This window comes from Halobellus rufus (assembly GCF_000739575.1).
GTDB lineage: Archaea > Halobacteriota > Halobacteria > Halobacteriales > Haloferacaceae > Haloquadratum > Haloquadratum rufum.
The window spans coordinates 21,236-46,747 of record NZ_BBJO01000035.1 but is presented as its reverse complement, the minus strand read 5'-3'; the positions used below and the strand labels follow the sequence as shown (position 1 = coordinate 46,747).

The 25,512-nt window shown below is 67.5% G+C and carries 20 protein-coding genes and 3 pseudogenes; 10 read left to right on the top strand and 13 right to left on the bottom strand.

From position 1 onward, the window contains the following. Positions 1-311 precede the first annotated feature (311 nt). A complete protein-coding gene (locus tag ACP99_RS14280) occupies positions 312-1,127 on the top strand; it encodes an ArsR family transcriptional regulator (RefSeq protein WP_049987244.1) in 816 nt (271 codons plus the stop codon). Between the two features lie 45 nt (positions 1,128-1,172). Here ACP99_RS14280 and ACP99_RS14275 read toward each other — a convergent pair whose 3' ends face one another. Further along, a complete protein-coding gene (locus ACP99_RS14275; protein WP_049987243.1) occupies positions 1,173-1,706 on the bottom strand; it encodes a hypothetical protein in 534 nt (177 codons plus the stop codon). Between the two features lie 133 nt (positions 1,707-1,839). Between ACP99_RS14275 and ACP99_RS14270 the strand changes: the two genes are divergently transcribed. After that, positions 1,840-3,420 carry a spermidine synthase gene (locus ACP99_RS14270; RefSeq protein WP_049987242.1) on the top strand — a complete coding sequence of 527 codons (1,581 nt, stop codon included), beginning with the start codon at positions 1,840-1,842 and terminating at the stop codon, positions 3,418-3,420. A 100-nt stretch (positions 3,421-3,520) separates the two neighbouring features. Here the strand turns inward: ACP99_RS14270 and ACP99_RS14265 are convergent, their stop codons facing one another. From ACP99_RS14265 to ACP99_RS14245, 5 genes are all read right to left on the bottom strand, one after another. Continuing rightward, positions 3,521-4,813, bottom strand: coding sequence for a glycosyltransferase (locus tag ACP99_RS14265; protein ID WP_197052471.1), 1,293 nt, complete (start codon positions 4,811-4,813; stop codon positions 3,521-3,523). Positions 4,814-4,972: 159 nt separating this feature from the next. Further along, positions 4,973-5,659, bottom strand: a complete 687-nt coding sequence (locus tag ACP99_RS14260; protein WP_197052470.1) for a hypothetical protein — start codon at positions 5,657-5,659, stop codon at positions 4,973-4,975. Positions 5,660-5,909: 250 nt separating this feature from the next. Beyond that, positions 5,910-6,104, bottom strand: a complete 195-nt coding sequence (locus tag ACP99_RS14255; protein WP_049987241.1) for a cold-shock protein — start codon at positions 6,102-6,104, stop codon at positions 5,910-5,912. 236 nt (positions 6,105-6,340) lie between these two features. Beyond that, positions 6,341-7,681 (bottom strand): FAD-dependent oxidoreductase, encoded by a 1,341-nt coding sequence (locus ACP99_RS14250; RefSeq protein ID WP_049987240.1) that lies wholly within the window; start codon positions 7,679-7,681, stop codon positions 6,341-6,343. 163 nt (positions 7,682-7,844) lie between these two features. Next, positions 7,845-9,725, bottom strand: a complete 1,881-nt coding sequence (locus ACP99_RS14245; RefSeq protein WP_049987239.1) for a PAS domain-containing sensor histidine kinase — start codon at positions 9,723-9,725, stop codon at positions 7,845-7,847. Positions 9,726-10,047: 322 nt separating this feature from the next. Between ACP99_RS14245 and ACP99_RS14240 the strand changes: the two genes are divergently transcribed. Further along, on the top strand, positions 10,048-10,218 hold the full coding sequence (locus ACP99_RS14240; RefSeq protein WP_049987238.1) for a DUF5786 family protein: 171 nt from the start codon (positions 10,048-10,050) through the stop codon (positions 10,216-10,218). Between the two features lie 36 nt (positions 10,219-10,254). Here ACP99_RS14240 and deoC read toward each other — a convergent pair whose 3' ends face one another. Continuing rightward, the gene (deoC, locus tag ACP99_RS14235; RefSeq protein ID WP_049987237.1) at positions 10,255-10,902 is read right to left on the bottom strand and encodes a deoxyribose-phosphate aldolase; all 648 of its coding nucleotides are present in this window, start codon (positions 10,900-10,902) and stop codon (positions 10,255-10,257) included. A gap of 210 nt (positions 10,903-11,112) precedes the next feature. Between deoC and ACP99_RS14230 the strand changes: the two genes are divergently transcribed. The 5 genes and pseudogenes from ACP99_RS14230 to ACP99_RS14210 all read left to right on the top strand — a co-directional run bounded on the left by ACP99_RS14230 (position 11,113) and on the right by ACP99_RS14210 (position 15,829). Continuing rightward, a complete protein-coding gene (locus ACP99_RS14230) occupies positions 11,113-11,943 on the top strand; it encodes a DUF63 family protein (RefSeq protein ID WP_049987236.1) in 831 nt (276 codons plus the stop codon). A gap of 100 nt (positions 11,944-12,043) precedes the next feature. Continuing rightward, positions 12,044-12,907, top strand: coding sequence for a carbohydrate kinase family protein (locus ACP99_RS14225; RefSeq protein ID WP_049987235.1), 864 nt, complete (start codon positions 12,044-12,046; stop codon positions 12,905-12,907). A 256-nt stretch (positions 12,908-13,163) separates the two neighbouring features. Next, on the top strand, positions 13,164-13,562 hold the full coding sequence (locus tag ACP99_RS14220) for a hypothetical protein (RefSeq protein WP_331280782.1): 399 nt from the start codon (positions 13,164-13,166) through the stop codon (positions 13,560-13,562). Between the two features lie 72 nt (positions 13,563-13,634). Further along, positions 13,635-14,362: pseudogene (locus tag ACP99_RS14215) on the top strand (nucleoside phosphorylase). Beyond that, positions 14,363-15,829, top strand: a complete 1,467-nt coding sequence (locus ACP99_RS14210) for a universal stress protein (protein WP_049987234.1) — start codon at positions 14,363-14,365, stop codon at positions 15,827-15,829. Between the two features lie 211 nt (positions 15,830-16,040). Here the strand turns inward: ACP99_RS14210 and ACP99_RS19390 are convergent. From ACP99_RS19390 to ACP99_RS14185, 6 genes and pseudogenes are all read right to left on the bottom strand, one after another. After that, positions 16,041-17,264, bottom strand: a pseudogene (locus ACP99_RS19390) (NAD-binding protein); the annotation flags it as partial. 61 nt (positions 17,265-17,325) lie between these two features. Further along, a complete protein-coding gene (locus ACP99_RS14205; RefSeq protein WP_156105742.1) occupies positions 17,326-18,393 on the bottom strand; it encodes an AbrB/MazE/SpoVT family DNA-binding domain-containing protein in 1,068 nt (355 codons plus the stop codon). A 70-nt stretch (positions 18,394-18,463) separates the two neighbouring features. Beyond that, entirely contained in the window at positions 18,464-19,381 is a 918-nt protein-coding gene (gene pstB / locus ACP99_RS14200) for a phosphate ABC transporter ATP-binding protein PstB (protein WP_049987232.1), read from the bottom strand. Then, positions 19,374-21,007: pseudogene (gene pstA / locus ACP99_RS14195) on the bottom strand (phosphate ABC transporter permease PstA). The gene pstB and the pseudogene pstA overlap by 8 nt, the downstream one beginning before the upstream one ends. Then, a complete protein-coding gene (gene pstC / locus ACP99_RS14190) occupies positions 21,007-22,149 on the bottom strand; it encodes a phosphate ABC transporter permease subunit PstC (RefSeq protein WP_049987231.1) in 1,143 nt (380 codons plus the stop codon). Before pstC ends, pstA begins: the two are co-directional and overlap by 1 nt. 69 nt (positions 22,150-22,218) lie before the next feature. Continuing rightward, positions 22,219-23,424, bottom strand: coding sequence for a PstS family phosphate ABC transporter substrate-binding protein (locus ACP99_RS14185; protein WP_049987248.1), 1,206 nt, complete (start codon positions 23,422-23,424; stop codon positions 22,219-22,221). Between the two features lie 187 nt (positions 23,425-23,611). Between ACP99_RS14185 and ACP99_RS14180 the strand changes: the two genes are divergently transcribed. Together ACP99_RS14180 and ACP99_RS14175 are read left to right on the top strand one after the other, a co-directional pair. After that, positions 23,612-24,571 (top strand): hypothetical protein, encoded by a 960-nt coding sequence (locus tag ACP99_RS14180; RefSeq protein ID WP_049987230.1) that lies wholly within the window; start codon positions 23,612-23,614, stop codon positions 24,569-24,571. A 188-nt stretch (positions 24,572-24,759) separates the two neighbouring features. Then, the gene (locus ACP99_RS14175) at positions 24,760-25,512 is read left to right on the top strand and encodes a metallophosphoesterase family protein (RefSeq protein ID WP_049987247.1); all 753 of its coding nucleotides are present in this window, start codon (positions 24,760-24,762) and stop codon (positions 25,510-25,512) included.

Here is a 25,512-nt window from a genome sequence, read left to right as displayed (position 1 = left end):
GCTACGCCGCGTGGGCGTTCGATCGCCACGAGTCGGACTGAACGGCGATCGACACCCGGAGCGACACCGGCGAGCGTTTATATACGAAGACGGGGCCAGCGTCCCCGTGACGTGACGTCCGCCCCCGCGTCGCTCGCGGTAGTTCGGCACGCCGACGCGGGATCGAAGCGGCGGCTGCACTCCGACCGCAGCCCGTGCCGACTGTTCGCCATCGAAGGCTGCATTGGGGTAGGTTCGCACTCCTACTGGGGTGGGTGAGGACCGCCAGTAAATGCGTCAGCGTCTTACGTCCCGGCGATTTACCTCTCGTTATGGACGCTGCGGTACTGCTGGATCTCCTCGGGAACGAGAACCGGCGGCGTATCCTCCGGCTTCTCTCGCACAAACCGTGCTACGTCACCGAGATCAGCGAGTACCTCGGGGTCAGTCCGAAGGCCGTCATCGACCACCTCCGGCGGCTCGAAGAGGCGGGGCTCGTCGAGAGCCGGACGGACGATCAGCGCCGGAAGTACTTCCACATCGCGCGGAACCTCCGATTGGAGGTGAGCGTCTCGCCGTACCGCTTCGGCGCGAAGAGCGCCTACCCGGCCAGCCGAAGCCTGGATATGCGCGGTCGGTGCCAGCACATCTCGCTGGACATTCCGGCGTCTCCAGACGAGAACGTCGACCACGAGCGCCGCGAGCGACCCGACGAGGACGAGGAACGAGACGGGTCGACCGGCGATACCGAGCGAGCGGATCCGGACGTCGAGACTCCCCACGGACCGGGGCGTCGTCCGAGCGACGCGACGGCCGCGGCAAACGGCGGGGCCGAGGCGGGCGAGGTCGCCGAACTCGCCGAGCAGTACGCCTACCTCGAAGACGTCGAGAGCGAACTCTCCCTGGCGCAGCGGTGGGTCCACGGCCGCGTCACCGACGTCCTCGACGACCTCTCCGAGCGACTCGGCTCGGAGGCCGATAGCCGCTTCTACGCCGAACTCCTCTCGACGCTCGTTCGCGGCCCCAAGAGCGCCCGCGACGTCGCCCGCGACCTCAACGCGAGCCTCGACCGGGTCGAGACCGCGTTAGAGCACCTCGACGAACGGGGCCTCGTCGAGAACGACGGCACCGGCTGGCGGATCCGCTGAGAGGGCTCTCCCAGCCACCGCGAGGCGTCGACGGTCCGCGGCCGCTCACACCTCGCGGGTGAGCCCGTCGCGGAGGTCGCGCCCGAAGTAGTGGCCGAGGAGCGCCGCGAGCAGTCCCGTCCCGGTGCCGACGCCCGCGATCGCCACCCCGTAGTCGGCGAGGACGCCGACCGCGAGCGGGGTGAAGACGCTGGTGAGCGTGCCGAGCACGAACGCCAGTCCGGCGGCGACCGCGCCGGCCAGCCCGACTTCGAGATACCGGGAGCGCGAGCCGACGGCGCCGATCGCGAACGCCGCCGCGAACAGGCCGAGGAACTGCCCGAGGGCTCCGACGAGCGGAATCGCCCCGCCGGCGACGACGCCCACCACCGACAGCGCGAGGACGACGAGGAACGACCGGACCGAAAACGACGGTCGCAACGCCGACGGGAACGACGGGCGCAGGCGTCGGAGCAATCCGCCGTCGCCGGAGTCGCGGTCACGGGCCGACGCTCTCGGTCCCGTATCGACCTCGGAGTCGTCGCGGAATCCGTCAGTGTCGGCGCGGTGTCGATCCCGACGCTCGTCCGTTCGTTGCATACGGGGACATCGTGCTCGGGAGTCGTGACTCTTGTGCCGACGGACTCACGGCGAGAGCCATCCCCAGATCGGCGGCGGGCGTGCGGTCGAGCGGCCGCGGCGTTCAAGTCGACGGGGGCCGTGTCCCCACTGAATGGACTCGCGGTTTCTCCCGGAGCGACTGCCCACCCGACCCGAGACGGCCGTGTTCGTCTCCGGGGTCACGAGTATGGGACTCGAGATCCTCGCCGGGCGGATCCTCGCCCCGGAGTTCGGCAACAGCATCTACACGTGGGGCGGCATCATCGGCGTCTTCCTCGCGGCGCTGAGTCTCGGGTACCACCGCGGGGGCAAGCGCGCCGCCGCGAACGCCTCGCACGCGAGGCTGGTCGGCGTCTTCCTCGCGACCGCGCTGTACGTCGCGGGCGTCGTGCTGTTCGGCGATATGGTCGTCCAGTCGACGGGGCTCCTCCCGCTGCCGAGCCAGTTCGCGTCGCTGCCGGCGATCACGCTGCTCTTCGGCCCGCCGACCTACCTCTTGGGCTACGTGAGCCCCTACGCCGCGGAACTCGCCGGCGGCGACGTCGGCGCGACCGCGGGTCACGTCTACGCGCTCGGGACGGTCGGGAGCATCGTCGGCGCGTTCGCGACGACGTACGTCCTCGTTCCGACCCTGTCGGTGCCGCAGATCGGACTCGTACTCGGACTCTCGGCGGTCGTCGCGGCCGCCGCGGTCGCCGCTCCCGACCTCCGCGGCGACTCGGGTCTCCGAGTCGGCGTCGTCGCCCTCGCGCTCGTCGCCGCGGCGGCCGTCGGCGGCGTCGGGCCGGGTGTCGGCGGCGAGGTGGTCCGCGCCGAGCAGACCGCCTATCAGGAACTCCGCGTCGTCGACCGCGGGGACACCCGCACGCTCTACCTCGACGGGCAACCGCACAGCGCGATGGATCTGGAGGATCCGAACCGCCACGTCTTCGAGTACACCCGCTACTTCCACGCCTCGCTGTTGTTCACCGAGGAGGAGGTCGACGAGATCGACCGGGTGTTGTTCGTCGGCGGCGGCGGGTTCACCGGCCCGCGGATCTTCCACGACGAGTATCCGAACGTCACCGTCGACGTCGTCGAGATCGATCCCGCCGTCGTCGACGCCGCGGACGAGCACTTCGGGATCCCCGACTCCCCGCGGATGAACGTCCACGTCGGCGGCGGCCGCCAGTACCTCGAAGAGACGAACCACACCTACGACGTGATCGTCCTCGACGCCTATCGGAAGGACACGGTTCCGTTCCAGTTGACGACGGTCGAGTTTATGCGGCTCGCCTCCGACCGCCTCGACGACGACGGCGTCCTCCTCGCGAACCTCATCTCCGCGCCGACCGGTCCCGCCTCGGAGTTCTACCGCGCGGAGTACAAGACGATGCGGGAGGTGTTCCCCCGGGTGTACAGCTTCCCGACCGCCGGCGGTCCGGTCGTCCAGAACATCGAGATCGTGGCGACGAAACGCGGCGACCGCCTCACGCAGACGGAGTTGCAGGCCCGCGCTGACCGCCGGGACGTCGGTATCGACCTCTCGGCGGATCTCGACTCCTATCGGACGGACGAACCCACCGACGACGTCCCCGTCCTGCGAGACGACCGCGCGCCTGTCGACAGCCTGCTCGACAGCGCGGTCGGACAGCGCTACGTGCGCGTCCGTGCGAACGACACGAACGAATCGGCGGAGTCGACGTCTGGCTGACGTTCGAGGTCCGTCGATCGGCCAGAGTGAAGCCACGAGATCCGCCCGGAAAACACGGTAGATGGCCTGATATGCCTGAATACCGGATTTTACCAGTCTATTACGATCGGCTGACCCGGCCGGAAAGCGTCGCCCGACACTGACGGGCGAGTCCCCTGCAGCCGTCGGCGGCGGCCCGGATGCCGTCGCCGATGGCCCGAGCGGCGCGTCCGCCCGCTCGCTTGATTCGGCTCCCCGCTCGCCGACCCGTTTCAGAGACTTGCGCCGCGACTGAACCGACCCTCCGGCCGAGCCGTGAGGGCGCTACGACGCTCGTCGTGGCGATGACACCCGCGGCGGCGACCGCCGGAACGGTCGCGACAGACCGCAACTTCGATCCTCCAGCGATGTCGGGGACGACCGCGGACGAGTCGTCGGCGTCGGGCGTCGCGTACGGGTCCGGATCTTCGAGGTCGACTAGTACGCGCCGTGCGATGAACGCGGCCCCGTTCGAGAACATCGGTTCGGATGGCGGGTCGTCGACAGCGTCCAAGACGTCGATCGGATCAGGTGCGACCGTGAAGCCGTCCACGTCGAGGCGCTGCAAGCAGTCGGCGACGGCTTCCTGCTCGTCCGTCGCCGGGTGGACGACGCACGGCGTCCCGGCGACGGCGGCGTCCATAATCGTCGAGTACCCCGAACAGACGACGACCTCGGCACCGCGGATGTACGGGAGGAGTGACTGGACCGGGTCCCAGTCGTCGTCGGCGACGTTGAGCACCTCGTAACCCTGCCGTCGGAGGTGCTCGGACATGCGCGACAGCGAGGAGTAGTGGCTCGGCACGACCACTACGTCCGCGTCGTCTTTGACCGGTGGGTTACCGTCCAACGCGACAGGCGGAATGCGCGTCGCCCGCATCGGATCGACCGACGATTCGGGCCAGACCACCGGGTAGAAGAACTCCCGTGCCGTCGCCAACTGGAACAGCGTGTGGAACCGCGCCCCGGTTCGTTCTGCGAAATCGTCGTACAACCCGGGCATATCGTGCTTCAGCACGTACAGTGGGACGCCGCACCGATTCGCGGCCATCGCAGCGAACATATCGTCCGTGACCAAGGCGTCCGGTTCGGTCGCCGAAAGCCACGCCTGATAGTCCGCAATCCGACTCAGGCTGGCCGGAAGGCTCCGTTTCACCGTCTGCCACAGCGATCCACCTTGGTAGGCGTCGATGAAATCGACGTTGGTCGGCTCGAACTCGTCGTAGCCGTTGAGCGCGACGAACTCCGTCCCCGCCCCGCCGCCTGCGATCCGTACCGATGCGCCCTCGGCTTCGATGGCCTCGGCGATAGCGAGCATTCGCGTCGCGTGTCCCGCACCTTCGGGATAGTGCGCGACGGCTACTGTCGGTGGCATTGGCTCTGTGTGCCCCTGTTAAGTCGTACCTAAGTGCCTTGTGGTCCCGGGGGGTTCGCGTACGAGTGAAGACCTCTAAACCAGGTATCGAACTCCGGTCGTCGTAACCGGACTCCGACCCACCTCAGAACCCGAAGCCGCCCCAGCGGATGTACACCATCACGGCGACGATGCTGAGTTGGAGGACGCCTGAACCCCGCTGAGTTTCGCGTTCCGCATCCCGATCGAACCGATGAGGTCGGCGTCGGGGTTCTCCGAGGTCATCTCCAGATACATCCGCGCCTCGCCCGGCAGCAACACGCCGAACCCGAGGATCGTGAGCACGCTGACGATGCCGAGCGCGAGGAGGATCGCCGCGCTCGGCATCGCGAGCGCTCCGAGGTTCGCGACGAGCGATGCGGCCCCGCCGCCGACGATGACGACGAACAGCGCGAGCCAGCGCCAGTCGGTGAAGGAGTCGAACTGATACCCGACGGCGAGGAGCGCCGGCCCCATCGCGACGACCGAGAACAGCCCGCCCCACGCGGCGAGACCCGGGAGGAGTCCCATCTTCGCGGCCAGAACCATCCCCCCGAAGATCGTCGTGAACGCCAGCGTCGGCATCAGAAACGTCATCTTCGGCGTGAACCGCTGGAACACTTCCGCGCGGTCTTCGACCTCGAGGCCGCCGAGAACGGGTCCGAGCACCATCGCCATGAAGAGGTCGATGCCCGTCCAGAGCACACCGGCCATCACGTGGACGTACGTCAACTGCTGGACCGTGCCGAAGAACACGGCCGCAACGAAGAGTGCGACCGGAACCAGTACCGCCCCCGCGCCGAACACCGGGTTCGCTCGGTTCGCCATACCCCGAATCGTCGTTCTGATAGAGACGCTCACAGTGTCAGTCGAGCGAACGGACGATAAATATTCTATCGGTTGTCACAACTGCTTGCTGACAGTTCGGGCAGAGCGCCCTCCGACACCGGAGAGTGGGCACTGGGAGACTGTACGGCGAGCAGTAGCAGTCCGTATCGGACGGCGACGTCGCTACCGGACGTAGTTCGATGGAAAATCGCGGATCAGTCGTCGCCTGACGGCGACGGGTAGAACCGACTTAGACGCGGACGACGTTCGTCGCGCGGGGGCCCTTGGGGGCCTGTTCAATCTCGAATTCGATCTCCGTTCCCTCGGTGAGGTCCTCGCCGCCGACGTCTTCCATGTGGAAGAACACGTCCTCGTCTGCGTCCTCTGTCTCGATGAAACCGTAGCCGCCCGTGTCGTTGAAGAAATCAACCGTACCGTTTGCCATTGCAAATAGACGAATGCCGAGTACACGGATAAGGCTTCTGTATTCCGTTTCAAAATACCGCGAAGCACAAAACGAATATCCGGTTACTGTAGAATTCGAGTTTACATCCGGTGTCCCATCGGTTCCCGACGGCAAACGCCGACGGCTCTCCGAAACGAACAGCGAATTCGACAGAACCGGAACTTCACCACACTTGGTGACCTGAGAGAACTTCACCGCACCTCGCGGCCCGCGGTTCACTCCCCGCGCGGGAAGTTGTCGATCGTGTCGGCGCGGAACGCGTCCTCGTCGAACTCGTAGTCCTCGTCGAAGAAGTCGAGGATCGTCTTCGTGTCGCGCATCGCGTTCTTCAGGCTCGTCGAGGCGCCCGGCGAGGGCGTGATGTTGAAGATGATGTCGTCGCCGACGATCTTCGCCTCGCCCATGTCGAGGGACTTGCGACTGGTGTCGACGATCTGCGGGCGGACGCCGCCGTAGCCCTTTGCGCGTTCGATGTCGTCGAGTTCGACGCTCGGGACGACCTTCTGGACCTCCGGGAGGAACGCCCGCCGACCGAGTTCGGGGACGTCGTAGAGGAGGTTCGTGAGAACGTACGGCAGCAGGATCCGGTCCGCGAGGATGTTCGCGTAGCTGAGGAAGGAGGCGGCGTTGAGCCCGAAGACGTCGAGGAAGTCCTCGACCGTCGAGAACCGGCCGCGTTCGAGCGTGGGGACGAGTTTCGCCGTCGGACCGAAGCGGGTGATGCTGTCGTCGTGGACGTCGGCGTCGCCGTGGACCGCCGCGAAGGGCAGTTTCTTCATCTGCAGCGTGTAGACCTTCCCGTTCAGGAGGTCGTCGGCGAGGAAGAAACTCCCCGCGACCGGCAGCAACACCATGTCCTCGCCGTAGCCGAGTTCCTTCGCGATCTGGAGGCTGTGCGACCCGGCGGCGACGACGGCGACCTCGCAGTCGAAGGGGCCCCGTCCCGTCGTGAGCGTGTAGCCCTCGGTGGTCTCCGTGACGTCCTCGACCTTCGTGTCGGTGAAGACGTCGACGGTGGCCTCCTCGCGGGCGACCTCGACCATCGACTTGGCGGTCTCGCCGTAGTCGACGACGTAGCCGTCCGGCGTCTGCAGTGCGAGCATCTCGACGTCGCGGTCCCGTCCCTCGACGACCTTCGGCTCGATCTCTTCGATCTCCTCGCGACCGATCGGGCGGAGTTTCGGGAACAGGTCGCCGAAGCCCTCCTCGTGGTACCGGTCTTCGAGCTTCTGGACCTCCTCGTCGCCGACGCCCAGGACCATCTTGCTGCGCTTCGCGTGCATCTCGCGGTCCGGGTCGTGGTTCTCCAGGTAGCCCGCGAGCAGTTCGGCCCCCGTCTTGACGCCCTCGGCCTTCTCGAGGGTGTAGTTGGTCTCGATGTCCCCGAAGTGAAGCGTCTGTGAGTTGTTCGTGTGATGGGAGTTGATCGCGGCGATCTCCGGCTCCTTCTCGATCAACGCGATCGAGTCGATGTCGGTGAACTTCGCCGTCGTGTACAGGAGCGATGCCCCGCTGATGCCGCCGCCGACGATAACGAGATCGTATTTGCCAGACATAGTCGATTTTGAGGCTATATCTCGTCGAGTGCACTCCACAGGGATAACTCCATATTTTTTCGATCGGCGTTTAGACGATCGACGAAGTCGATTTTCGACGGAATTGGCGATTTCGACGACGACGCGATCGTCCCCCCTCACAACTCCGGGGAGCGCTCCGGGGCTACTGCGCCTCGAAGACGAACTTCGCGCCGCCGTCGTCGCCCTCTTCGATCCGGATCGACCACCCGTGACCGCTCGCGATCTTGTCGACGATCGCCAGCCCGAATCCCGTGCCGCCCTCCCGCGTCGTGTACCCCTGCGCGAGCACGTCGTCGCGCTCCGATTCGGAGATCCCGGGGCCGTCGTCCTCGACGACGAACCCGGCGTCGGTCGCCGAGACGCGGACGGTGACGTCGTCTCCGGCGTGCTCGACGGCGTTCGTAAACAGGTTTTCGAGGAGTTGCTGGAGTCGCGCGGGATCGGCTTCGAGTTCGCCGTCGGCCTCGACGGCGAGCGTCGCGTCGGCGGTCTCCGTGTTGTTCCACGCGCGCTCTGCGATCGAGCCCACGGTCACCGGTACCACCTCGTCGATCGCCTCGCCCTGGCGGGCGAGCGTCAGCAGGTTCGCGATCAGTTCGTCCATCCGTTCGAGAGCGGTCTCGACCCGGTCGAACGCGGCCTCGTCGCCCTCGCGGGCGAGTTCGAGATAACCGCTCGCGACGCTGAGCGGGTTCCGGAGATCGTGGGAGACGATGCTGGTGAACGTCTCCAACTGCTCGTTCTGGCGTTCGAGCTCCGCCTCCCGCTCGGCGCGCTCCATCGCGACCTCGACGTTCGCCGCGAGGATCTTCGCGAGCGAGAAGTCCGTCTCGTCGAACGCGTTCGGTTCCTCCGCGCCGATCAGGAGGACGCCGAACCCCTGCAGCGGAACGACGAGTTCGCTCCCGAGCGGCGAGTCGTCGTTGTAGGCGTCGGGGTCGGCCCGGACGTCTTCGACGTAGCGGGCCGTCTCCGCCCGGAACACGTCCCACGCGATCGCCTCGCCCGGTCCGAACGCGGGCGGGGTCCCGAGAAGCTCCTCGACGTCGTCGGTGTAGGCCGCCGGAGACAGCCGATCGGTTCCGGAGTCGTACAGGTGGACGCTGGTGTAGTGGAGGTCAAGCACTTCCTCGACGGCCGTGACCGTCGCTTCGGCGATCCCCTCGACGGACCCGATGGTCACGAGGTTCCGCGTGGACTCGTGCAGCGCCGTGATCCGCTGTTCGTATCGGTGCTCGGCGGTGATGTCCGTATACACCGCGTAGATGTCCCCCGTCGACTCCGAGGCCGAGAACGGCACGACCTGCAGTTTGGCGACGCGGAGATCCCCGTCGGCGGTCCGTCGGATCACCTCCTCGATCTCGAACTGCTCGCCGCGGTTCGCGCGGTCGGTGAGGTCGGAGGCGCCGTCTCTCTCCGAGTCGGGGATGATCGTCTCGTCCAGCGAACTGCCGACGATCTCCGATCGCTCGAACCCGAAGACCTCCAGAAACGCGGGGTTGACCTCGCGGACGATCGGCCGGCCCTCCACGAACTCGACCTCCGCGATACAGTCTGAGCTGTTCTCGAATAGCGCGAGGATCTTGTCGCGCTCGCCGGCCAGTTGCGCCTCTCGTTCGCGGCGTTGCCCGTCGTAGACGCCCACGGCGAGCCCCGCGACCGCGCCCATCGAGACGACGTGGCTGAACAGGATGGCCGGTTTGATCTGTCCCTGCCGGGCCTGAAAGTAGTACACCCACCCGATCATCGAGAGCAGCGAGAACCCCCCGAGGATCGTCCACTTCGTCGTGCGGGTCACGAACTCGGCTCGAAGGGACTCGTCGGCGACGACGAGCAGGCCCGCGGCGACGAGTGAGAGGTTGAGCACCAGTGGAAGGGCGTTCTCGAAGAGGGTGAGCGTCACCGGGACGCCCTGTACCGCGAGGTCCTCGTAGACGTCGAAGAGGGTGACGACGGTGACGACCGTCCCGAGGACCGAGACCCCGCCGCCGGCGAGGATCCGCCGCGTCGACTCACTGACCATCTATTGGACCCCGTCCCGTCTGTGCCGCCCGCCGAACGTCGATTCGTCTACGATCGCTCGCCCCTGTCGGAAGGCCGTCGCCGACGTGCCGCAGACAGTTCCCTCGACGACGCGGGGGGCTCGTCGTCTCCGCGCGGACCCCGCGGCCAGAGACCTCGGACCGGCCCCTCCGACTGTCATAGTACCCCGGGGTTCTCGCCAGCGTCTCAAAAGACTACTGACCCCGAAGCGGCAGCGCTCCCGCAGTCGACGAGGTGTGTCACCGGGGGCCGTTCGGCCCCGACTTCGTGTGGTTCTTCCGTAGCCGAGCGAATCTCCTCGTATGGGCTTCGGGAGCTACGACGAGTCCGAACAGCAGGAACAGACGACGGACGAAGACGACGGCGAGGCCGTCAACGTCCACGAACACGACCACGACGGCGACGTCAGCGTCCACTCCGATGTCGAGACCGACGCGCTCGTCGACCGGCTCGGCGAGATGCGCGAAGAGTAGGGCGGATCGAACCCACCGCGGCGGCGCGCTACCGATCTACGCGCCGCCGTCTGCGGGGAATCCCTCGACGAGTTCGACGCCCGCGGACGCGCCGATCCGTTCGGCTCCGGCGTCGAACATCGCCATCGCCTCCGCGTAGGAACCGACGCCGCCGCTGGCTTTTACCGGGAGGTACTCCGCCATCAGTTCGACGTCTTCGACGGTCGCGCCGCCGTCGGCGAATCCAGTAGACGTCTTGACGAAGTCGGCTCCGGCGTCGACGGCGGCCTCGCAGGCGCGGCGTTTCTCCGACTGATCGAGCAGCGCCGTCTCGATGATGACCTTCACCGGAACCGGAACGGCGGCGACGACCTCCGCGATGTCGGTTTCGACCCGCTCGTCCTCGCCGGCTTTCAGCCGGCCGACGTTGATCACCATATCTAGTTCGTCGGCCCCGTTCTGCCAGGCGTCGACCGCCTCCTCGTGCTTGGCAGCCGTCGAGTGCTGTCCGTGCGGGAAGCCGACGACCGTCGCGAGCGTGACGTCGGGCGCGTAGTCGGCGGCCTCGTCGACGTAGCACGGCGGGATGCAGGCGTTCATTCCGTGGCGTTCGGCCTCGTCGAGGACGCGTTCGACGTCTCCGGGCGTCGTCGTCGGCCCCAGCACCGTGTGGTCGATGCGGGCGGCGAACTCGGCTCTGTCCATACGCCCGGTCTCGGCTCCGAACGAGAAAAAGCGACGGGATCGGTCCGGGGCGTCGAAAGCGGACTGGGTGGACGGCAATGGGCTCCGCGGCGACGCGAAGCGTTCAGTACAGCCGGGCTCTCGAGAACCAACCAGGACCCGCCGCGCTCCGGTGGCCTCGGGGGTAACTCACCGCGACGAGAAGGGAGGTGTTTTGTATTCCGGATCCGGTTGCGGGAGTATGGCGATTCTCCCCGAAGGTTCGCGCTGCCGCCGCTGCCGTACCTCGCGGCGCTCCTCGTCGCTGCTGCGGTCGTCGGCCGCGAGGCGTACCGCCGCGCCCCGGCGGTCACGACGCCCGTGGTGCTCGCGTTCGCGCCGTGGATGGTGCTCGGATCCGCGCTGCACGTCCTCTACATCGAGGACGCGCTCCCCGCGCTCGCCCGACCGCTCGCGGGGACGCCAGCCGTCTACGTCTCCGTCGCGGTTCTCGCCGTCGCAATCTGGACGGCGGCGGACGCGCTCTCCGATCCAGACCGCGTCGCCCCTACGCTCGGCCTCGTCGGCGGTCTCCTCGCCGTGGCGGCCGTCGTGGCCGTCCTCCTCGTCGGCGCGTCGCGGGGGACGCTGTCACCGGCGGTCCCCGCCGCCGGCGTCCTCGCGGCGGTGGCGCTCGCGGGGGCGATCTGGGCCGGCCTCACGCGCGCGCTTCCGGAGGTGCGCAAGACGGGGCTCCTCGGCGCGTTCGCGGTGTTCGCGCACGTCCTCGACGGCGTCACGACCGCGGTCGGGATCGACCTGCTCGGCTTCGGCGAGCGGACGCCGCTCTCGCGGCTCATCATCGAGTTCGCGGCGGGGTTGCCGACCGAACCGGTGCTCGGCGCGGGCTGGCTGTTCGTGCTCGTGAAGATCGCGGTCGCGTCGGTCGTGGTGTGGCTCTTCGCGGACCTCGTCGAGTCCGACCCGGCGGAGTCGCGGCTGCTTCTCGGCTTCGTCGCGGCCGTCGGCCTCGGTCCGGCGACCCACAACGCGCTCTTGTTCACGATCAGCGCGCCCGCGTGAGGCGCGTGTCGGGGATTCGGCGGTCGGGATCGGCGATCCGTACCCGCGTGCGGCGAGCCCGACCGAGCGTTTTTGTCGCGCCCACGCGTCGGTTCGCCGTATGTCGAACGTCATCTGCGCCGGCCACCTGAACTGGGACGTCACCCTGCGCGTCGCCGCCCTCCCGGATCCCGACGGCGAGGTGAACGTCGACGAGCGCCGCTGCGGCGGTGGCGGCAGCGCCGCGAACGTCGCGACCGGCCTCTCGGACCTCGACGTCGAGGCGACGCTCGTGGGCAGCGTCGGCGACGACGACCGCGGACGGCGGGCGCTCGACGAACTCGTCGGCGACGGCGTCGACGTCGACAAGGTGGTCACTGTCCCCGGCGCGGAGACCACGACGAAGTACATCGTCGTGGAGCCGTCGGGAGAGGTGATGGTGTTGGGCTGTCCCGGTGCCAACGAGGAGTTCGAGGCGTCTGACCTCTCGGCGGCGACGCTCGCTGCCGCCGACCACCTCCACCTGACGAGTCAGCGCCCCGAGACGGCGGCCCGGTTGGCCGAACGGGCACGCGAACACGACGTCCCCGTGAGTTTCGATCCCGGCCGGCGGATCGGCGAGCGCGGCTACGGCCCGGCGTTGACGTCGGTCGATTACCTCTTCTTGAACGACCGGGAGGCCGCTCTCGCGCTCGACGCCTTCGACCTGCGTGAGCAGACGCTCGTCCTCAAACACGGGCCGGACGGGGCGGAGGTCCGCGACGGCGAGCGCCGAACGGCCCACCCGGGGTATCCGATCGACGTCGTCGACACGACCGGCGCGGGCGACGCCTTCGCGGCGGGGTTCATCGCCGCGCGCGTCGGCGGCGCGGACGACCGCCGCGCGCTCGAAGTGGCGAACGCCTGCGGGGCGCTCGCCTCGAAGGCACCCGGGGCGCGGACGTCGCTCGCGTGGGAGCGCATCCGCGCGTTCCTCGGTGAGTGAGAGCGAGAGATCGTGTCTACCCGTTGACTACACTCCCTCGAATCAGGTGCGTTTTTACCGGTTCGGCAAGAGGTGCGGGTGTTCGTGGCCTCAGTTGCACTCACATCTCTCGCCGCTTCGCTCGCCGATCTCGGCCAGTGGACGCTGTCGACGGCGGCGATCGGCGCGACGGACGCGGGGGGGGCGTGAACTCGCGCGCTTCGTCCTCACCTGCGCCGGCTGTGGCCTCCTCGGCGCGCTCGTGATGAACGTCCCGATGTCGCGACAGGAAGACGGGTTCACTCCCGCCTACGTCGCGGCCGGACTCCTCCGCCGAAAGCCGCCGACGGAGACCTCCTTCGGCGAGGCGCTCGTCGTCCACCACGTCACCGGCGCGGTCGCCGGCGTGCTGTACGCGATCAGCTATCTCCTCTTCGCGGCGGTCACGCCGGACCTCCACCCGATCGGGGGCGTCCTCACGCTGGGGCACCTCGTCGCGACGGTCGCCGTCTCGGCGTTCGTCTACGCGTTCTTCGCGCACGTCGTACTCCCGCGCGCGGGCCGGGGGATCTACGAGGAGCGCGCGACGGCCGTCCGCGGGAAGTGGCTGCGCTCGGCGGTCGTCTTCGGCGTCGTCCTCGGCGTCACCGTCCCGGTGTTCACGAGCGCCGTGTGAGGGACGCCTCGGGTACGGTGGTCTCCGACGGCTGACCGCGTCGCTTTTCACCGCGTCGCGTGAGCACCCGATATGGCGAAACAGCCGCATCTACTCGTCGAATCGGGCGACGTCCACGACATCGCGCTCATCCCGGGCGACCCCGGGCGCGTCGACCGCATCGCCGCCCAGTGTGAGGACGCCGAGACCGTCTCGCAGAACCGGGAGTACAAGATCGTCAACGCCACCTACGAGGGCGTCCCGCTCACCATCTGTTCGACGGGGATCGGCTGTCCCTCCGCCGCTATCGCCGTCGAGGAACTCTCCCGCGTCGGCGTCGAGACCGTGATCCGCGTCGGCACCACGGGGGCGCTCCAGCGCGGCATCGAGATCGGCGACATGGTCGTCGCGACCGGCGCGGCGAAGGAGGAGGGCACCTCGAAGCGCACGAGGACAGCGTGATCCCGGCCGTCCCCGACTACGACGTGCTCTCGGCGCTCGTCGATTCCGCCGAGGAGAACGACGAGGACGTTCACGTCGGTCCGATTGTCTCGGACGACGCGTTCTACAACGAGAGCGACGCGTACGTCGAGGAGTGGGAGGCGGCGAACCTGCTCGCGATCGAGATGGAGGCCGCGGCCGTCTTCTCGCTGGCCCGCCGGAAGGGCCTCGCCGCGGGGGCGATCTGCACCGTCGACGGCAACCTGGTCGAGGGTACGCAGAAGGGCGCGGACTCCGACGAGGAACTGCCCGAGAAGGCCAAGAACAACGTCGAGCGCGCGATCGCGCTGACGCTCGACGCGGTCGTCGATCTCGCGTAGATGCCCCGGCGGCGGCTCCTCGACGCGGTACTCGGTCTGTTCGAGACGACCCGCGAACGGATCGCCGCGCTGCGGAGTCGCATCCGGCGGGTCGAGCGCCGCGAACTCGGGGAGTTCCGCCGGTGGATCCAGACGACCAGCAACTTACTGCACCTGTCGATCGTCCTCTTCGTCCCGGTCCTCATCGGGTTCGTCACCTACCTCTCGAATCAGGTGCAGACGCTGTCGTTCCTCCTGTTCCCGCCGCTGGCGTCCGGGACGTACACGCTCTTTTCGGACCCCGAAGGCGAGCACGCGGACCCGGTCCGGTTCGTGGCGAGTCTGAGCGTGGGGGCGCTGTGCGGACTCGCCGCCTACACGGCGACCGTCTGGGCGTACGGCGGTGTCGAGCCCGGAACCGTCCTCCCGGAGAGCGCGGCGCTGGCGATATTCCTCACCGGCGCGGTCACGTGGGCGGCCGACGTCGAGGCACCCTCGGCGTTCGCGACGGCGCTCTTGGCGCTCGTGACGGGCGACGTCGACCCGGCGACCTACGTCGTCAGCGTCGCCGTGGCCTCCTCGCTGGTCGCGGGGGCGTTCTACCTCTGGCGCGAGCAGTTCTACGAGAAGCGCGCGACCTACCTCTACGAGACGGTCCGCGGCGACGATCACGTGCTCGTGCCGATGCGCGGCGAGGCCGCCGAGCGCACCGCGCTGTTCGGCGCGCGGCTCGCCGCCGCCCACGAGGCGGGGAAGGTCGTCCTCTGTGACGTCGTGAGCGACGGAGCAGGCGACAGCGACGAGTCCGACTCGGAACCCGTCGCCGACGATTCCGCGGAGATCGATGCGGGGCTTCCACCCGAGACCGCCGAACGCGTCGACCGACTCGAACGGACGGCCGCGACGGTCCGCACGCGGATCGGCGTCCCCTGTGAGGTCGTCGTCGTCCGCGGCGATCCCGTCCCGGCGACGCTGGACGCCGCGCGCAACGCCAACTGCGATCTGGTCGTGACGCCATACGAATCCGAACACGGCGCGCTCTCGGGGTTCGTCCGCGGAATCTTCGACGGCGAACTCGACGCCGTCGCGTTCCGGTCGTCCGCCGACCGCCGACGGTGGCGGCGCGTCCTCGTCCTCGTCGCGCGCCCCGGGGACACCGCCCACGCGATGCTCGATTTCGCGACGCGACTCACGCACGGCGGGGGCGTCGTCAGCGTCACCACGTGTATCGACGGCGACCGCAACCGGCGGCGCGCGGAAACGCACCTGGATCACCTCGTCGAGACGGTGGACGGAAACGTCGAGACGCGCGTGGCCCGCAGTTCGGTGACCGCGTTCCTCGCGGAGAACGCGGGCAACTACGACCTCGTCGTCCTCGGGTCCAGCGGCGAGCGCTCGCCCGCCTCGCGGTTCGTCTCGCCCCCGATGTTCCAGCGGCTCGAAGGGCTCGACTGCGACGTCGCGGTGTTCGACCGCGGGACGCCGTAGGTCCGAGCGGAGGCGCTCTCGACCCGGGACGACACCGGGGATGTATCGGGGCTACGTCACTTTTCGGGGCGACCGGTCGCATCCCCGTCGCGTCGTCACCGAAGTCGAACGCCGCCGAGTCGGACCCGGCTCCCGCCTCGTGGTCTACCGAACTGCCGTCCTCGGGGTCGCCGTCTACTGAGTCGGCATCCACCGCACTGCCGCCTCCAGCGTCGTCGTCTCCCGGATCGCCGTCCACGGCTTCGACCGCCTCGGCGGCGGCTTCGATGTCGCCGCCTCCGTTGTCTCCCAACAGCCGATGTTCGATCGTCTCTGCGCCACGCTTGCCCAGCGCGGATTCGGCGAGGAAGTGCGCGCCCAGCGTCGCCGGACTGATGACGGTGTCCGCGCCCGCGCGTTTCAGCTTGTTCACGTTCTCCCGCTGCGTCGCCGCCGCGACGATGGTCACGTCCGGGTTGAGCTGTCGCGCGGTGAGAATCGTCAGCGCGTCCTCGGCGTCGTTGTTGGTGGCGGCGACGACCGCCCGCGCGAGGTCGACCTTCCCGCGGCGCTGCGCCTCCTCGTCGCTCGGATCGTCGGTGAGCACGGTGTAGCCCCGATCCGAGAGACGTCGCGCGCGCTCCTCGTCGTCGACGACGACGAGCACGTCGGCCTTCTCCGCGAGTTCTTCGAGAATCGGTTCCGTCAGGTCCCCGAAACCGAGTACGAGGACGTGGTTCTCCAGTACGTCGAGTTGTTCTTCTGTCATACGTCCGAGTGCCTTTGAAAACCGCGCTTCGATGAGCGGCGTGAACACGACCCCGAGCACGACCGCGAACGACGAGACCGTCACCAGCAGCACCGACAGCGCGAACAGCTTGCCGACCGCCGATTCCGGCGTGATGTCGCCGTATCCGACCGTGCTGCCGGTGACGAGCGAGAAGTAGAACGCGTCCAACAGCGTGGTGACGCTGTCGCCGAACTCCTCGCGGAGCGCGAACGCGCCGACCGTCCCGTACGCCTGCGCGCCGGCGAGCGCCGCCAGCGACGCGATCTGCGTCGTCGTCAGCGAGATCTCGCGGTCGAACGCCCGGACGTTCACGCCGACGATCACGAGCGAGAGCACGGAGAGCGCGATCAGCGGGAACGAAAGCTGTGAGGACTGCAGCACCCCCTGCGCGGCGGTGACCGGGAACAGCACGAGCGTGCCGTACCACGCCGCGCGGAGACGGCGCTGAAGCCCGAACGCACAGATCAGCAGGACGAAGCCGGTCAGCGTCCCGCTGAAGGCGGTGATCTGCCGAACCACGCCGGGGACGAGCACGCCAAAAAGTTGGAAGTCGGCGCCGCTACCGACGCCGATGTTGGCGATGCCGGTGACGACAGACAGCACGCCGACCAGCAGCGTCAGCACGACCGACGCGCGCGCGCCGATCCAGTCCCGCGAGGTCGCCATACCCCCTCCTCCCGCGTCATCGACTTAATAATCTCGCACTCGTGTTCCGGACTCGAAGTCCTCAGTCTTCCGCGTGAGACGCGGGCGGAGAGCCGTCGATCCCCGTAGACGCCTCGCCGCCGGCTGCTCCGGAACCGAGGGCCCCGAGGCGGAGATCCCGTCGAAGCGCGAGCCCCGCAATCGAGGCCGCGACGTCCGCCGACCGCCGGAGTGCGGCGAGCACGCGCCCCGTCCGGTAATCGACGTCCGGGGAAGCGAACAGCCGACGTTCGAGGTCGTCGATCGCCGTATCCACGGCCTCGCGAACGTCGAAGACCGACCAGACGGCCGTCGGATCGGGATCGAAGACGGCGTCGGCGGCCGTCTCGACGGCCGCTCGGATGTCACCGGCGATCGCTTCGATCTCGACCAGCACCCCCTCGTCGCGGGGCCCGAACCGGTCGATTTCGTCGGCGGAGGCAACGGTCGCGATCCGGCCCGCACAGGCGTCCATCCGCGTGAACTCCGCGGCCAGTCGGCGAAAGCAGAACAGGTCCGGTCGGGTTTCGCCGAGTCGGTCGATCTCGTCGAGGCGCGAGAGGCTCCGGACGAAGTACCGCTCGACCATCGCCGCCAAGTGGGTCCCGCGGCCGCCCTCCGCTGCCGGCTGTGTCTCGACGTCGGGATCGCACAACGCCTCCGTCGCCTCGCGGTGGCGGGACAGGGCGACGAACTGGAGGTGACGGACCGACTGTCGGATCGAAACCTGCGCGGAGTCGAGGACGTTCCGCACTGCCACGCGGGAATCGGACTCTTCGGCGATAGTGACGCCCGACAGCGACCGAACCGCCGATCGGATCGCGGCCCGCTGCTCGGCCGCCAGCTCCTCCGCGTACACGTCGACTTCGAGCGCCCCAGCCGCATACGCCGCCCTGAGGAGTCGAGAAAGCTGTGCCGGCGTCTCCTCATCGACTCGGACTTCGATCCGCGCGAGGTCGTCCTCGGTCGGTTGGACGACGAGCGTCCCGTCGAGCCGGGCGTGGATGTTGACGACGTCACCCGCAGAGAGGTCCTGCTCGGTGGCCCATTCACGCGGTAGCGACACCGTAAACGTGCCGTGACTCACCCGCTGTATTTTCCGTGTTTCCATCGGTTTCGTCCGCGTTCGCTGAAAGTGGCTGCTCCGCGCGATACGGTCCCAACGCGCCGGCCCGGCGGTGTCAGCCGAACTTGCCGCTGATGTAATCGTCGACGCGCTGACTGCGCGGGTCGTCGAATATCTGTTCGGTATCGCCGTATTCGACGAGTTTGCCGCCGGTGAGAAACACCGCGGTCTGATCGGAGATCCGCTCGGCCTGTTGCATGTTGTGGGTCACGATCACGACCGTGTACTCGCGCGAGAGTTCGTGAATGAGCTCTTCGATCTTCGAGGTCGCGATCGGGTCCAGCGCGGACGCCGGCTCGTCCATCAGCAACACCTCGGGATCGGTCGCGAGCGCCCGAGCGATGCAGAGCCGCTGTTGCTGTCCGCCCGAGAGCCCGAGCGCGTTGTCATCGAGCCGGTCGCGGACCTCGTCCCACAGCGCCGCCTGCCTGAGCGACTGTTCGACCAGTTGGCGCTCCTGTCGCTCGTCGCTCCGACCGATCATCCGGGCGATCAATCCGGTGTCGATATCGCCGTGTTTTCGCGGCCCGTAAGAGATGTTGTCCCGGATCGACTTCGGGAACGGGTTCGGCGACTGGAACACCATCCCGACGCGCTTTCGCAGTTCTACCAAGTCGACGCCCTCCTGGTAGAGCTCGGAGCCGTCGAGCCGGACCGACCCGTCGACGCGAGCGGACGGTATCCGATCGTTCATCCGGTTGAGACAGCGGAGAAAGGTCGACTTCCCGCACCCCGACGGCCCGATGAGCGCCGTGACGCTCCGTTCGGGTATCTCCATCGAGACGTCTTTCAACGCGTGGTCGTCGCCGTAGTGGACGTCGAGTCCATCGACGGCGAGTTTCGTGTCGCCGTCGAACGCGTGGTCGGTCCACGCCTCGCGAAGCTGTTCGTCCGATTCACCGTTCGTCGTCTGCGACGGCTGGCTCGCCGTCGACTGATGCGTTTGGGTCTGTGTGGATTCGATCTCACTCATAGCTCAGTTTCCTCCGGAAGTAGTACCGCGTCGCGATCCCGACCGCGTAGAACGACAGGACCACGACGAGCAGGACCAACGCCGTCGCCCACCGGAACTCGTCGGGGTTGGCGACGTTGTCGCCGAGGCCCACCCCGGCGGTGATGAGCGCGAACAGTTGGTACGGGAGCGCCGACGTCGCTTGGAGCAGTTCCGGGTTCGTCACGAACGGCGGCGACGCGACGAACCCGAAACCGCCGATCACGTCCGCCGTCTGACTCCCTGGGACGAAGGTTCCGCCCGCCATCGTCAGGAGAATTGGCGCCGTTTCGCCAGCGATCCGTCCCACTCCGAGGATCACCCCGGTCACGACGCCGGGGAGCGCGGCCGGTAGCACGACGCTCCGAATCGTCTGCCACTTCGAGACGCCGAGGGCCGCGCTGGCGTCGCGGTACTCGTCGGGGACGGAGATCATCGCCTCGCGGCTCGTGATGAGGACCAACGGTAGCAGCATAAATCCGAGCGTCAGCATCCCCGCGAGCAGCGACTTGCTGTTGCCGAACCGGGGGATGAGGAACGCGAAGCCGAAGAGCCCGAAGACGATGCTGGGCGTGCTCCAGAGCCCGTTCGTCGCGATCTCGACGGCCTGAGTGAACGGTCCCTGCTCGGCGTACTCCGTCAGGAAGATCGCCGCGCCGATGCCGAGCGGCACCGCGAACAGGACCGCGCCCACGACCAGCCAGATCGTCCCGACGATCGCAGGCAGGACGCCTTGGAAGTCGTTCAATAGCGCGACGCCGTTCATCACGAACGGCACGGAGAACGGCCAGACGAACGTGAAACCGAATCCGGCCAGTTCGATCGTCGTAGCCGGACCGACGCCCAGACCGAACTCCGCACCGTTGAGGAGTCCCGGGACGCCCCGGACGACGGTGAACGCCACGAGGACGAACAGGAAGGCCACGATCGAGAGCGCGTTCAGGTAGACGAGCACGTACGCCCCCACGTGTCGGCCGCGGGCACCGAACCCACCGTACGCTTTCGACGCCGCCCAGCCCGCGAACATCGCGTTGAGAAGCGTCCCGATCGGAATGACGAACTCGGCGGTCAGCGACGCGGGCTGCTCCCAGCCGAGGCTCCACACCCATTCGGGGCCGAGGACACTCGTCAGGAACACGAGGCCGGTGACGATCGAGAGCGCGCCGAGCGGGACGGTCGATCCGATATCCTCCCGCGAGAACGCCGTCGCTGCGGACACGAGGCAGCCCGTCAGAAGGCCGGCGACGATCGCGAGGACGGTCCCGAACCCGAGCAGCTCCGAAGCGGCGCCGCCGCAGATGACAGCCCACGGGATTCCGGCGGCGACGGCGGCAACGAGGCCGGCGCTTCTGTCCGGGTTCGTGTCGACGTACCCCAAGCGCGAACCCACGCCGAAGGTGGCCACAGCGCCACCGAGGAGGACGAGGCTCCGCCGAGAAGCGTCACCGTCGGCACTCCGACGACCGACCCGGTGATCGACAACTGTTCGGCGAGCGAGGCGATCGACAGGACGAACAGGATCGTCGAGAGTCCGACCGCCGCCGCGGCCGCGAACTCCGCTCCGGACGTCGTCCGGTTGACGAGCGCCGATCGCGTCGTGCCGGCCATCAGACCTCACCTCCGAACTGCCGCTTCATCCGCCACTCGACGTACTGCGATCCGATGGAGATGAACAGGACAGTAACGAAGAGGATGACGCCGGCGACGAACAGCGCGTCCATCTGCAGCCCGTCGGCGTCGCCGTAGTTACGGGCGATGATCGACGTGAGAGTCTCTTGGCCGTAAAAGGCGTTGTACAACGGGTCGGTGAGCCGCGGGACTCCCTTCAACATCACCGTCGCGGCCATCGTCTCGCCGATGGCCCGTCCGACGCCGAGTAGCACCGCGGCGGAGACGCCCGAAAAGGCCGCCGGCAGCGTGATCGACGTCATCGTCTGCCAGTCGGTCGTCCCGACCGCGAGCGAACCGCTCTTGATCGACTCGGGCACGCTCGAAAGCGCGTCTTCCGCGACGGAGACGACCGTCGGTAGCGCCATCAGGCCGACGACCACGCCGACGAAGAGGTACGTGCCCTGACCGGTGAGCCGGAACTGGCTGGAGGCCCACGGGCTCAGAATGGTGAATCCGATGAACCCGTACACGATCGAGGGGATGCCGGCGAGGATCTCGACACCGGGTTTTACAATCTCCCGGACGGACGGCGGAGCGATCTCCGAAAGGAATAGCGCCGCGGAGACCCCGAGCGGTGCGGCCACCGCTGTCGCGATAAGGGTCACCATCACCGTCCCGTGAATCATCGGGACCATCGAGAACCGGACGGGATCGCTGACGGCGTCCCAGCGCGTCTCGACGAACATCCGGAGCCCCGGAACGGTCACGCCGAACACCGTCGCGCTCTCGTAGCGGATGACCGGGACCGACTCGATAAAGATGAACACGATGATGAGTCCGAGTATCAAGAGCGTCGAGACAGTCGTCGTCAGCGTCAGGATACGTGCCGTTACCTCTTGGTGGCGGATCCACCCGTACGTGACGGCGACGAGGAAGGCCGATATCGGGACGACAGTCAACGCCGAGACGAGTAGGAACCCGACGAGCGCGGCGATCAGGGAGAGAGAGACGATCGTCACGACCGCGAGCGCCTCGGGTTCGGTCTCGTCGACGAAGTCGCGCGCACGCCGAGCGCGGTGGTCTACTGCCTCCCGAAGCCCCGATCGACTGCCTCGTACGAAATCTGGAATGAATGACATATGGTGGACAAATATAGCCGACCGCGTGCCGCGTCGTGCACGGCGGTCTGACTACCGAACGGTCTGGGTTCAGTAGTCGATCCAGTCGCTCAGCTTCTCCCGTTCGGCCTCGATGTCCGCGGTCGGGAGGGGGATGTAGTTGACGTCCTCGACGAACAGCGTCTGTCCGAACTCCGTCAGGAACATGTTCATGAACGCGGCCTCGCGCTGGTCCGTCCCGCTCGGGGTGTCCTCCGTGATCTTCGTGTACATGTGGAGGTCGCGGTTGAGCGGGTATTCGCTGTCGAAGATGGTGTTCTCCGCGTCGGGGTCGGGCTCGTAGAGCGTTCCCTCGAAGTCGATCCCGATGGGCTGGACCTCCTCGCTCGTGAACGCGAGCGCCATATACGCGATGGCACCGTCGTTCTGCGAGACGAGCTGGGCGACCTGTTGGTTCTGTCCTTGGCGGGTGTCGACGTCCATCGGCGCGTCGGCGTCGCCGAGCATATTGAGCCGGAACGCGGTGTCGGTTCCGGAGCCCTCGGCGCGGCCGATCACGAACAGTTCCTGGTCGTAGTCGATGCCGTCGAGTTCGCTCCAGTTGTCGACCTCGCCTTGGAAGATCGCTCGGACCTGCTCGCCGGTGAGTTGGCTGACCCCGGCGTCCGCGACGTCGCCGCTGACGACGACCGGCTGCCCGTCGCGGCCGACGACGTGATCGACGACCTCCTCGTCCCGGCGCTCCTCGCTCCAGTCGAGTTCGGCCGTGATCGGCCCCGAGGAGTTGCCGATGTCGACGAGTCCGTCGACGACGGCCTCACAGCCGGTACCCGAGTGCGAGAGGCCGACGGTCGTCGGGAACGGCGGCTCCGAGCGCTGCTCGGTCGGCTCGAACCCGGCCAAGCTCGCGAAGTAGTCCGCGATCATCATATCCGGCTCGCCGAGTTCCTCCCAGCCGGGCACGGTGCTCTCGGAGTTCGATCCCCAGTATTCGCCGTCGCTCGGCGGCGCGTTCGAGTTCCAGTAGGAACTGCCCTTGTTGGAGATCGGGTAGACCGTCGAGGAACCCTCCGCGTTGAGCAGTGACGAGCCGCCGCTGTTACCCGAGGAGCCGGACTCAAAGTCGGACTGCTGGGAGCCGCCCGACGAATCTCCGCCGCTGTCGCCAGCGCCCTCCGTGTTCGACTCCGACTGCGAGGAGCAGCCGGCGAGGCCAGCGGCACCGACGGCCCCGCTCGCAACGAGGAATTCCCGACGTGATACGTGGTCACCGAAACGCTCTGAGTCTCCCGACATCAACTGAACGATCCGCGTTGTGTACAAAAGCGGTTTATAATAGGGGTCTACGGTGCTCCGGTTCGGTACGTACGGTTCTGGAAGGACTATACCGAACGGAGTGGAATTAGTCAGCTAATAGCAGTATATAGCACACAGTATGTTCGAACGGCAGAAAATATACGCTCCGGGCGCCAGCGCCGACGTAATGGCCCCAGACCGAACGGACGAGGCAAACGGCGTTATCGGGCTCCCGACCGAGACGGCGGTCGAGCGGATACTCGCCGCGGACCCGGGGCGTGAACGCGACGAAGTGCGCTCGGCGCTCGCCCGCGTTACCACGGACGACGGGGTGACCCGCGAGGGAATCGACGGACTGGTATCGGACGTTTCGAAGCGCCTCGCGACGGCCGAGACGCGCGCAGAACTGGCGCGGAGCGCCTTCGAGGACGCTCGGAGCGCCGGTGCTGCCGTCGCCGATCTCGACGTCGTCGCCGACCGGCTCGATCGGTACGAGAGCACGCTAAACGACGTCGAGGCGCGTGTGCCCGAACTCGGCGCAGAACTCCAGCGCGTCTCGAACCCCGAGGACGACGCCGACGCGGTGTACGAGGCTGTCGGCACCCTCATCCAGATCACCTCGCGCGCGGACGACGTCCAACGGGCTGCCGACGAACTGCAGTTCGACCTCGAAGACTTCGAGGCGTGGCTCGACTCGCACGAACGCAGACGGCGAGCGTTCGAGGAGGACGCCGACGTCGTCGCCGACGCGCTCGAATCGGCACGAGCGGCGACAGAGAACCTCGACGAGGAAACGTGGCTCGAGGCCTCCCTCCGGGTCGAACTGGTGCCGGTGCTCGTCTCGGACCTCCGGGCTGAACTCGACGAGCTCCGCGTGATGGCTGCGCGCGACGGTGTCGACGACGGCTGGTGCGCCGCGCTCGAAGATCGCCTCGACGACTTGAACTCGCGCGCCGACGCCGTGCGGTCGATGCTCGAGGAAGCCGGAGATCCCGCGTGGCAGGGGGAACACCGCGAACGCATTGCGACCTTCGAACGCGCTCTCAACGTCACTGAACCACCGATCGAGTGGGGGACTGTGTACGCGGAATTCGAACGGGCGCGGGCGCTGGCGGAGCCGTATTCTCCCGGATCGACCCGCGACTAACGCGGCGCCCTCTCCTCTTCCGGTCGAGACCTCCCGAGAGTGGCCCGCCCCCACCAGCCGCTACGAGGACGTCCTGCCGCAGGTTGCGAGGGCTATGTAGCGGAATATAGCCGTCTAGGCCGAGATTGAGAGGTCATAGCAACTGTTTACGCCGGTCCATCCGGTCGAGCCGTATGGAGCAACCCGCGATGTCACGCGGCGATTCAACGGATGTCTCGCTTCCCGACGTGTCGACGGCGGCGGTTTCCGACGCGGACTTCCACCCAGCCGTCGCCGAGCGGCACGAGCGGCTCGATGTCGCGGTGTGGGACGACATCTACGTAGTCGGTGACGTCCACGGGTGCATCGACGAGCTTCGCCACCTGATCGACGTGCTGTCGCCCGGCCCGGACGATCTCGTGGTTTTCGTCGGCGATCTCGTGCGGAAGGGCCCGGACAGCAAAGCCGTCGTGGAGTTCGTCCGCGAGCGCGAGAATATGCGTTCGGTCCGCGGGAACAACGAGGACAAACTCATCCACGACCGGAAGACCCTCGAACGACTCGATGCGGCTGATCACCAGTATCTCCGTTCGATGCCCGTCGCGCTCTCGTGGGGGGACGCGCTGGTCGTCCACGGCGGCGTCCACCCGACCCGACCGCTCGGAGCGCAGGACGTCGAGTCGCTGCTGAACTGTCGGTCCGTCCCCTCGGGGAACGGCTACGACGGACCGTTCTGGTTCGAGCGGTATCAGGGCCCGCAGCGGACGTTCTTCGGACACACGGTGCTCGCCGAGCCCGTTCACACGGAGTGGGCGACCGGCCTCGACACCGGCTGCGTCTACGGCGGCTCACTGACGGCCTACGACTACTACGACGATTCGTTCGTCAGCGTCCCGGCGCAGGCGACCTACGAGCGCCGACCTGACGAGAAGGTTCTCGAGCCCGAGCAGTTGGACGCCTGA